The 10,159-nt window shown below is 48.8% G+C and carries 6 protein-coding genes; 3 read left to right on the top strand and 3 right to left on the bottom strand.

Features of this window, described 5'->3' with window-relative positions; genetic code table 11:
* Positions 1–341 precede the first annotated feature (341 nt).
* The 3 genes from ACRJJO_RS17335 to ACRJJO_RS17325 all read left to right on the top strand — a co-directional run bounded on the left by ACRJJO_RS17335 (position 342) and on the right by ACRJJO_RS17325 (position 5,552).
* Positions 342–1,238, top strand: coding sequence for a diguanylate cyclase (locus ACRJJO_RS17335; protein ID WP_431066896.1), 897 nt, complete (start codon positions 342–344; stop codon positions 1,236–1,238).
* Between the two features lie 832 nt (positions 1,239–2,070).
* Positions 2,071–4,518 (top strand): cation:proton antiporter, encoded by a 2,448-nt coding sequence (locus tag ACRJJO_RS17330; RefSeq protein WP_431066895.1) that lies wholly within the window; start codon positions 2,071–2,073, stop codon positions 4,516–4,518.
* A 239-nt stretch (positions 4,519–4,757) separates the two neighbouring features.
* On the top strand, positions 4,758–5,552 hold the full coding sequence (locus ACRJJO_RS17325; RefSeq protein ID WP_431066894.1) for a VPLPA-CTERM sorting domain-containing protein: 795 nt from the start codon (positions 4,758–4,760) through the stop codon (positions 5,550–5,552).
* 166 nt (positions 5,553–5,718) lie between these two features.
* On the opposite strand, the gene ACRJJO_RS17320 is transcribed toward ACRJJO_RS17325, so the two are convergent.
* The 3 genes from ACRJJO_RS17320 to ACRJJO_RS17310 form a co-directional block, all read right to left on the bottom strand.
* On the bottom strand, positions 5,719–7,227 hold the full coding sequence (locus tag ACRJJO_RS17320) for a GTPase family protein (protein WP_431066893.1): 1,509 nt from the start codon (positions 7,225–7,227) through the stop codon (positions 5,719–5,721).
* A 2-nt stretch (positions 7,228–7,229) separates the two neighbouring features.
* Positions 7,230–8,447 carry a GTPase family protein gene (locus ACRJJO_RS17315; protein WP_431066892.1) on the bottom strand — a complete coding sequence of 406 codons (1,218 nt, stop codon included), beginning with the start codon at positions 8,445–8,447 and terminating at the stop codon, positions 7,230–7,232.
* A gap of 289 nt (positions 8,448–8,736) precedes the next feature.
* Positions 8,737–9,894 (bottom strand): PQQ-dependent sugar dehydrogenase, encoded by a 1,158-nt coding sequence (locus tag ACRJJO_RS17310; protein ID WP_431066891.1) that lies wholly within the window; start codon positions 9,892–9,894, stop codon positions 8,737–8,739.
* Positions 9,895–10,159: the final 265 nt, after the last annotated feature.

The raw sequence follows: 10,159 nt of genomic DNA, 5'->3' as shown, positions 1-10,159 counted from the left end.
TGCCGCCGACGCCTGTCGATCGAGCAACCGCACCCTCTCCGGAACCGGCATTGCCAGAACGGAGTTTTGCATATCGAAAAATTAGATAATGAATCAAAATTTACGATCTTTCACAGTAAAATATTTGAACACCATGAAAAATGAATTGATCGATTAGCTTGTATAACGCGAATACGAAATCATCGATGATATAAAACCCAATTTAAGTAAGCAGCACTGTGCCAATCCCGCACTATTTGAACGCTCCAAATTATATTCATTTGTATGACGGCTATAATCCGGCGCAAGGAGTCCGTGCCTGATAAAATTCGGCATATACAACTTTATTTAGAGGAACGCGAATGGATAGTCTGCAATCGGATACCCAGATCGACACGGCATTGTCTTCGCGGACTACAGAAAACGCTCCGCTTGAGCCTTATCTTGTAATACTTTCAGGCAAACACATCGGTAAACAATTTAAGCTTACCCGTCAAAAAAACGTATTCGGACGAGGCCACGATGCGGATATTATCATCGCTGACCCCAAAATATCCCGACGTCATGGCGCCCTTATCATCAAAGCCGGCGTCGTTATGGTTGAGGATTACGGCTCGACCAATGGCACCTATATCGATGAAAGGCGAATCGACAAAGAAAAGATTTCCTTACTCTCGCGCATCCGTGCCGGCGGGACTTACATGCGCATAGATTATAAAAAACCAAGCGAAGCTCAGTCTGAACAAGCTTTATACCAGGCTGCCAATACCGATGTTCTGACCCAAATACCCAACCGCAGGGCTTTTGTGATTCGCGGACAAGAAGAGCTTTCATTTTGTAAGCGCAATCGCACCTCATTAACCGTCATCATGTGCGATGTCGATCATTTTAAAAAAATCAACGATACATTCGGCCATCCCGCCGGCGACCAGGTTTTGAGGGAACTGGCTGAAATGCTGAATAAGGAAATGCGCACCGAAGACACACTGGCGCGATATGGCGGCGAAGAGTTCATTATGTTGCTGAGGGGTAGCTCGGAAAACCAGGCGCTGGTTTTAGCCGAACGCATCCGTGAAAAAGTAGCGCGTAAGGCGTTCGAATATCAGCATCTAAGAATACCTGCAACACTCTCGTTCGGCATTTGCAGTCGTCAAAGCACTTATATCGAATCGCTCGAATCGATGATCCGGGCCGCAGACCGAGCGCTCTATCAAGCCAAAAAAAACGGCCGCAATCAGGTCGCGATCGAACGAGATTAAGAAGGATTATCCTAGAAAAAGCATTTCATCATGAAGCACATGAAGATAAAAAGTTAGTTCACTTACTTGCCATGCTTTTGCAAAACAGTTTTGCTCTCCTGAATGGTCGCTCATAGTATATGAATATCCTATTGAAATACTTTAAGAAATTCATGTACTTCATGGTTACATTGCTTTTTCTAGAATCATTTCATTTTGGCCTAGCCGCGTTCAATATAAAAGAAATACATACGCATTCGCTTTTCATCCTAAAAAGAGCAGTTGAGAGCCTCAAACTACCGTTCGCCCTGAGCCCTTCGGCTGCGCTCAGGAGAGCCCCGTCGAAGGGTGAACGGTAGTTTGAGGCTTCACCAAGACAGTGAAAGTGTTGTAGACCCTTCATGCTTCGACTTAACTCAGCACGAACGGTCTACAACACATATCAACTGCTCTTTTTAGGTTCATTGCGAAGCTCGAGCTTCGCGTATCGGTTCACCAAGCTTGAGCTTGGGGAACAGCGCCCCCTCTTTCCTCTTTCCCCTTCTTTAATCCATCCCAAACAGCTAAAATCAATATATGTTTGTTTTTTCTGGTTCCCACGGTCCTCCGTGGGAACCCATACCTTGTCAGCCGAGGCAAGATCGGTATGCATTCCCACGCTGGAGCGGTGGGAACGAGGAAAACGGTAATTTTTGACTTATGGATAACGATGAGAGCTTGAGCTTGGGGAACAGCGCCCCCTTCTTTCCTCTTTCCTCTTTCCTCTTTCCTCTTCCACCTTCTTTAATCCATGCCAAACAGCTAAAATTGAAATATCATTTTTTTATAGCTTCCAAGGCCGCCACCGACAAGCATGCCGCTTTCCGAAACCTTATTCATCATCCTGCTGCTGTTGATACTGGCCTTACTGCTTTCCGGCTTGTGTCGCCATTTGCCGCTCCCTTATACCATCCTGTTGGTCGTAACTGGAGTATCGATCAATTTATTGGCCACGGTCACGCCTTTCGCTCTGATTCCAAGCGGCTTTCATCTCAGCGACGAACTGGTTCTATTCATATTTCATCCGGCGCTCATCTTCTTCTCCGCACTGAGCTTGGATGCACGCACGCTTATCAAGGACTTAATTCCGATTTTAGTCATGGCCATACCGGGTATGCTGATCTCTGCGTTGTTGGTCGCGACAGGCCTCAATACTTTCTTTTATCTCGATTTTCTATTGGCCTTCTTGTTCGGCGCGATTATTTCCGCTACAGACCCTGTTGCGGTTATTGCACTGTTCAAGGAGCTGGGCGTTTCGAAACGCCTTACTGTCCTGGTCGAGGGCGAATCGTTATTCAATGACGCGACCGCGATCGTACTTTTCAACATTGTGCTTGGCGCCGTGATTCACGGGGAATCGGCGCTGATGGACGCGCCGACGATGATTTATTATTTCACTGAACACTTCCTGCTCGGTGCGCTAATAGGCACTTTGATCGGCTTGGTCATCAGCGAACTGATGGTCAGGATGTATCACGGTCAACAAAGTTTCGTCGTAGTCGCATCGATCGTCGCGGCCTACTTGAGTTTCATCGTCGCGGAACATAACTTCCATGTCTCGGGCATCATGTCGGTGCTGGCTACCGCACTTTGCATCAAAGGTGTCGCAATGCCTCGGCTTTCCGGAGAATCGACCCACCATATCGAAGCCGGTTGGGATTCCATCGCGCTGGTTTTGAATTCGTTATTATTTTTATTGATCGGCTTGACCGTCGATATCCTTGCATTTGCGATACATTGGCAACAATTGATCTGGGTACTCCTGGCGATATTCGCCGCGCGCATGATTAGCGTCTATGGTTTGATACCAATGACTACGAGCCTATTCAGCTTACCGGCAATCAACCTGAATAGCCGCCATATGATGTGGTGGGGTTGCTCAAAGGGAACCATCGCCATCGCGATGGCGCTTGCGATTCCCGATACTGTCGTCGATAAAGGTCTGCTCTTAGAACTGACGCTAGGCATGGTATTGATCAGCTTAGTAATGAGCGGCCCGACGCTCAAACCCCTAATGCGTGCACTCAAAATCGATCGCTTGAACGATGACGAATGGCTCGAATTACAAGAAGGCATGGAGCAAATAACCACATCGGTCAACGACTGCCTACACTCGTTTTCGAGGCTGCATTTGCTCGAGAGCGATATGCAAGATTCGGTGTTGCAATCGCTTAACAGAAAAATCGCACCGACGCATGCGACGCTGACGGAAGCCCAGCAACTCAGACAAATTCATTTACATGCACTCAATGTCGAAGAAAGGGAATTACAACGACTCCATGAAATCGGCTTGGTCAATTATTATACTTATTTGAATTTTAAGGATATTCTCCGCAAAGACAAAGCCAAAAGCATTGACGAGATGATTCGTTTCAATAGAAACCAGGATAACGTGAACCCGTTCTTGCGTTTTGAAATGTCGATAATCAAATTTTTAAGCGAATACGAATGGACGCTCAACTGGTTAATTCGCTATCAAAAAATTCGTTTTGCCAACTTAATACGCCACGATCTGGCCGGGGTTTTGATGGCTCACGAAGCGCTGTTGGCGCTGAAGCAAGTAGAGCCCCATTTTCATAGCGACAAGCTCAATATCATCAGAAAAATTTATCGGCAACGTTTGGAAAGAAGGCAAGGGCGGCTCAAAAAACTGGGTAAGCAATTCCACGACTTTTATTATCAATTCGAATACCGCCTATTTCAAGAAGTCGCGCTCCGTTACTCGTTGAAGCTGATTACAGAAGACTTTGAGCATGGCAAATTGTCCGAAAAGATTTATCGGCGCCTGGAAAAACGCCTGGATGAAGCTTTGAAACAATTACCGGACCTAGCGCCGGAGTTGAGCCTTGCCAAACGCGACGATTGGCTGGATAACGTACCGATTTTTAGCGGCTTGCCTCGCGACGTGCTAAAAAAACTCGCGAAAAACGCACATTACGTCAGCTTTCTTCCAAACGATACGATTTTTAACGAAAACGATCGGGGCGATTCGATCTATATCCTAGTTAACGGCGTAGTCAACGTTTTTCAAAATACCGGTCCCAATCAGCGCGTGCATATCGCCGAACTGCGCAAAGGCAGTTTCATCGGCCGGCACGCCCTTTACGAACGTGCCGTAAGAACCGCGACGGTCAGGGCAAAAACATACGTCACGCTGCTCCGGCTCACGACCCAAGACATCAAGAACTTATCCAAAGCCCTGCCGGAACTTAATCAACGCCTACAAGAAACCGATATTAACCGCTACCCGGACAACGAATAACCCAAACCGCTCTTTCTCACCTTTCACCTTTTTTAATCTTCTTAACGGGATCAATCGCAATCTGCCCCGCATTGGCGAAGAAAATTTCCGGACAACGCAAGAAGCCGGCGTTAGTAATTTAAGCACTGTACAAAAGGACAATAGACGAAAGAGTTGTTAATAACCTATATTTACGGCGCTATTTAAAAGTAGTACCAAACTCTTACCTGAGTCTTAACCTAACCCTGAGAATCGTGATTGTGAACTTATTATCAAACAAACGTTTATTAGGCACGGCTACCGTTGTTTTAGCCGGCTTTCTGCAAACAGCCTATGCGGCATCCTCTGCGCACGCTCAAATCGACTGGAATAGTTTACAAGTTCAATATTTCGACTTGTCAGGCGACACCAACACGCCCATTCTGAGCTGGTCGAACGAATCTGGCGAGGTCCACACCCATGCGCATACTGGCCCCAACGCTTACCAAAACGACTATGACGATCAATGGGCTTACGACTTCGTCACGGCATTATCGGCCAGCGCCGTCACTTCAGAAGCGCAAAGCAACAGCTTGAGGGATGCCAATACATTGTCGGCATCGGCATCGACCCAGCCCGGCAATTGGAATAATGGGTATTGGAATCACGCCCGCGCATGGAGCGAAAACACAGTCAACTTCACTTTAAACGGCTTGGGTATTGCGTTGATTTCACTGAATTGGTCGACTTCCGTTAACGGAACTCTGAGCGACTGGTCGAATCGCGCCAGCAGCGAAGTCTATATTTCGGCATCTTATTGGGACAATAATACGACCAATGGGGATGTGACAACGAACTTTGGCGCTTATACGATTGACGACGGCAACTTCTATTACGCTAACACCTTCACGTTGGCGCTTTTCAGTAACGGCATTAACCCGGTGCAAGGTAACCTAAAAACCGCCGTTTTTGCCAGCAGTATCAGCGAGGTTTCGCAAATACCGGTACCGGCGGCGTTTTGGATGATGGGTTCGGCGCTACTGGGTTTATTGGGTGTTTCACGTCGCAAAACTTGAGTGATAGATATCCATTGAGGTCAAGGATGGCCCCACGATTTTCATCTATGGCTCCACCAGTCAATTGGGTGGCGCCGCCAACTATTAACTCAAACATAGCCTAGAAAATCAGCGGAGCACTCTACATCCGGTTCACTCGCAGCTAAGCAGAAAGGCCGGCCGCTTTTCACCTTTCACCTTTATCACCTTTCTTAATCTTTTTAACGCGATCAACCGCAATCCGTCCAGCATTAGCCAATTGCTTGCGCAACATAGCCCATTTCTCCTTATCCTTGGCTGCTATCAGGCATCGTAAATACTGAGCCCGAAGGCTTTCCGGCAACTTATCGGCAATGCCCGTCCAAACCGCTTCGATGTTGTAAACGGAACGCTCCTTTAAACAAACCGGAAGACAATCCTCGAGCGGAATCGTTAATGTCTCGCTAATATATGCCAATGCTTGGCGAATCGATTGCTCCTTGGCATTTTGCGGATGACTTACATCATAAGGTGGTTGCCATTCCCGTAGCGGACGCAGCTGATCGATGTGCGAAACAATCAACAATATCGGCGGCTGCCTTCGCTCTAGGCGTTCGTCGAACCAAGTTCGCATCGCATTCAGGAACTCGGCATCGGCCTCGTGACCCGCCTGGGTTGCCGAACATACCAATACAATCAAATCGAATTCGCCGAAAGCCTGCTCGGGATTTTCCTCGAACCAGCGCTCTTGGTCCCCATAGCCCGGGCTGTCGACGATAACGACATCGCCGGTACCTTCATGCTGCAAACGGTAAACAGTCAACGCGCCGGTCAACGGCAAAACATCGGTCGGTGCCCTTAATTCGCCGAATAAGGCATTGACCAGACTCGATTTACCGGTTTTAAGCTGGCCGGCAACCAAAATTCGTAGCGGCCGTTTCTTCATCTCCACGGATCCAAGCTTGGGTTCCGATTCGGCAAAATCTATCTGCGGCGGAATCGCTTGCCCGCTATACATCGCGATCGCGTAATAACCGATTTTTTTAATCAATGTTTGCAGCAACCAGCGCTCGATCATGCCTTTCGGGTATGCCGAAGCCTTACCGGCAAAAAATTGACCCAATTCGCGCGGAATTGAAGCAATCGGACTCAATAACAATTTACCGACGCGATAGGCTATGTGTCCGCTTGCCAAACGATCCTTCCAGCGCCAAAGCTCCAGGCCGTTACCGACCGTCAATAAATGACTGAACGGCACCTTTTCGTCGAGCATTTGCCGCATGTCCCGGCACACCTGCTCGGCGATGTAGAGAATGTTTCGCAATGGCACATCGAGTTCGGCCCGCTCGTGTTTCGGCGAATAATGACGCGCCACCTCGACCGTGACGCGTTTGGCCAGTTCCAGTATGCGCAAACTGTCGGTCAACGGATACTCTTTCGGGTCGATTTGTTCGGCCATTTTATCGAGCTTGGCCCAAATCTCGGTCGCGGCCGGCGGCCAAGCATCATCGGGTTTTACGACCGGCAATGCCAATAGCCCCTGACGTTTGCGCAAACCTCGAATCATCAGCCACGCCAACGCATACACAACACAAAACCCGGCAACCGCTTCAGTCAAATAAATGCTTTGCCAAAGCCAATAAATACCTGCGGCAACGAGCGCCAACCATGGCAAAACCAACAGAAAAGCCGATATCGACAGCAACGCTTTACGCATAATCAACCTTCCCGTTTCATTGTTTCGCGCAATATTTCACGGCCGCGCGCGAATTCGGTCTTGAATACTTCGCGTAAGGATTCCGGGGTCAGCGCTTTGCCCCGTTTGGTTTGCGCGAAATAAAAACACAACGTCTGACCGAGAGCATAGGTCACCGCCGCGGTATAAAGACCCGAAACGCCTAGCGCGACGGTTTGCCCATAAACGGGAATCAATTTCAAAAGCTCGCGTCCGCCCATGCCGGCCATGACGCCAATGCCGATCGCACTGCCGATTTCGCTGAGACTTTGTTTGCTCAGCTCCAGCCCATAAACATTGGCGATACTATGAAACAATTTCGCCTGAATCGCGATCACGGTCGCAATACTCGCGGCCGGCACCGGAATGGCGGCGGCGATACCGGCCGATAACGAATAACTGATAATATGCGGATGCGCCGCACGCCTGTATACATCGCTGATCATGCCAATTTGTTGATGCTGTTCGAGCATGTCGCGCAAACCGAGCGGCAAGGCTTCTTCTAACGCTTGCCATAAAGCCTCGGCACCATAATCAACAGGCTCAAAACCGTCTTCCAGCAAGGTAAAATCTATCGGAACGAACACGGTATCGATACCGGCAAACGTGTCGCGTTGCTTTAATAACGAAGTGCGCAAAGCGGGCGGTATCGAACCGGCAATTTTGCCGTCGCTAAACGGGTAAGGGTGAATATGCGGCATCGCGGGATTCGGATAACCTTCATGCAGCGAAGTTTGTGCCACAATGATGGGCCAGCGAGGATGCGCCTGATGAATTTGATTGACTGCGCTGACAACGCTTTGCTGTTGGTGATCCATTGCCTTGACCACGACGATCAGTAAATGAGCCTGACTTGCGCTCCAATGCATATCCTCGGTAGGATCGTAACCGACCTCCGACAAGCCGCGCGTGTCGAGAAATCGAACAAACGCGGTTTCCGGATCGGGAAAATCATAAAGCATGGCAGTGCGCGTACAAGGCCGAAAGCCGTTACCGATTTCGGCAGAAGTCGAGCCGGTCAGCACTCGAATTATCGAGCTTTTGCCGCTTTGCGTCTTGCCTAGCAACCAAATCACCGGCGGCGGCAAACGCTGCCGAATCTCTTGAAGCTTTTCTTGCAGCAAGGCATCAGGAATCTGCGGATCGAAGATTTGTTCGATCCAGTTTTTCCAATTGGCAAAAGGATTAGACAATCCAGGCATCACAACCTCGTCATCGGTGGCGGTCTACCTAGATTAGTGGATTTTTTGGATAATTGGCAAACCCTAATTAACCGTAACGTTCATGAAGGCCTAGCAATCGCCCCGGCAAATGAAAGTTCCTGGTAAGGAGGGTACGGTCACTCGCCCGACAGGACGCCGTGAATACGTCCCTGTAGGCTCGACGGCGGCTGTCCTTGCCGCCGACGCCTGTCGGTCGAGCAACCGCGCCCTCTCTGGAACCTACATTGTTTTTTCACTTGGATTCAAGTTATAAGTGCAATCCAACTATTCATGCGGCTTTGTCATCGGACAAATCCGATTCCGGCTCGACCGGACGAATTTGAACTAATGAACCATCATCGGTTGAAAAATATAACAATTCGTCAGGACCTTGCCTAACAGCGCGGACTCGTTTATTTAAGGCGCTTAATAAACGTTCTTCCTTGATCACGTCATGGTTGTCGACAACCAGCCGATTTAGATGGGTCAGCACCAACGATCCGGAAAACAAGCTTCCTTGCCAATGTGGAATTTTTTTACCGCTATAAAAGCTAAGCCCGCTCGGTGCGATCGATGGCACCCAATAATGAATCGGCGATTTCATGCCTTTTTTTTCAACGCCCTCGCCGATTGTAGGCCCCCAATATTCGCGCCCATGGCTTACGACCGGCCAACCGTAATTCCGGCCCTTTTTGATAAGATTGATTTCATCGCCGCCGCGCGGGCCATGCTCTTGCGCCCATATTTCTCCGGTCCGCGGATGTATCGTCAAACCTTGGACATTACGATGACCGTAAGTCCATATTTCAGGTTTGGCGCCCGGCTCTGTTAGAAAGGGATTGTCGTCGGGAACGCTACCGTCCTGCTTCAGACGTAATATTTTTCCGTAATGAGAAGCCAAATTTTGAGCTTGATCCCTTTCGCCGCGATCGCCGACACTCAAGTATAAATTGCCGGCTCGGCTCATCACGACACGGGAACCGAAGTGATGATCGCTATTGTTCGGAGGCTCCGCGCTAAACAGAACGGTCAGATTCAGCAAGGTATCGGTATCGAGTTCCGCGCGAGCCAGTCGAATGGTCATACCCTCGCCGACATCGGCTGAATACGTCAAATAAACAAGCCGGTTCTCGGAAAACCGGGGATGCAAATAGACGTCAAGCAAGCCGCCTTGGTTGCGCGCGGCAACGCCAGGAACACCGCTCACATCGGAGGTATTCATTGTTTTGGGATCGAATATCCTTAATCGTCCTTTCCTTTCGGTAAAAATGATTTTACCGTCGGGCAAAAAATCGAAACTCCAAATGGAATCCTTGCCTTGATATATCGCAACGGCCTCCAATTCGACATCATCGGACTGAAATAAATAAGGTTCCTTGGCGATAGTATCCGAAATGGGTTTACAGGATACCAGTAAAAAACCTAATGCGATTATCCAACATTTCATCGACGACGCCTCATTATAAACTTCGACCCGCAACATTCTTGAATTTCAGACTTGCTCTCGACTGCCGGCCCTGTTCCTTAGCCTAGGATTTGATCATGAATAACTTCTCTATTTTTAATGTAGGGTAAGCTAGTACTCAGTCATTTTTACAATGTTGGGTAAAAATCGTTTAGCTCAGCGTAAATCCGCTCATCCTTCGACGGGGCTCTCCTGAGCGTAGCCGAAGGGGCTCGGAACAAACGGATTTACTTTTACCCGTCAAGAC

This window comes from Methylotuvimicrobium sp., from assembly GCF_050611805.1.
In the GTDB taxonomy this organism is placed as follows: domain Bacteria; phylum Pseudomonadota; class Gammaproteobacteria; order Methylococcales; family Methylomonadaceae; genus Methylotuvimicrobium.
The sequence above is the reverse complement of the archived record's forward strand: the minus strand, read 5'-3'. Positions and strand labels throughout refer to the sequence as shown.

Excerpts from the sequence above, each read along its gene's own strand:
- ACRJJO_RS17320 (WP_431066893.1), bottom strand. The coding sequence starts at position 7,227 with ATGCGTAAAGCGTTGCTGTCGATATCGGCTTTTCTGTTGGTTTTGCCA.
- ACRJJO_RS17315 (WP_431066892.1), bottom strand. The coding sequence starts at position 8,447 with ATGCCTGGATTGTCTAATCCTTTTGCCAATTGGAAAAACTGGATCGAA.
- ACRJJO_RS17310 (WP_431066891.1), bottom strand. The coding sequence starts at position 9,894 with ATGAAATGTTGGATAATCGCATTAGGTTTTTTACTGGTATCCTGTAAA.
- ACRJJO_RS17335 (WP_431066896.1), top strand. The coding sequence starts at position 342 with ATGGATAGTCTGCAATCGGATACCCAGATCGACACGGCATTGTCTTCG.
- ACRJJO_RS17330 (WP_431066895.1), top strand. The coding sequence starts at position 2,071 with ATGCCGCTTTCCGAAACCTTATTCATCATCCTGCTGCTGTTGATACTG.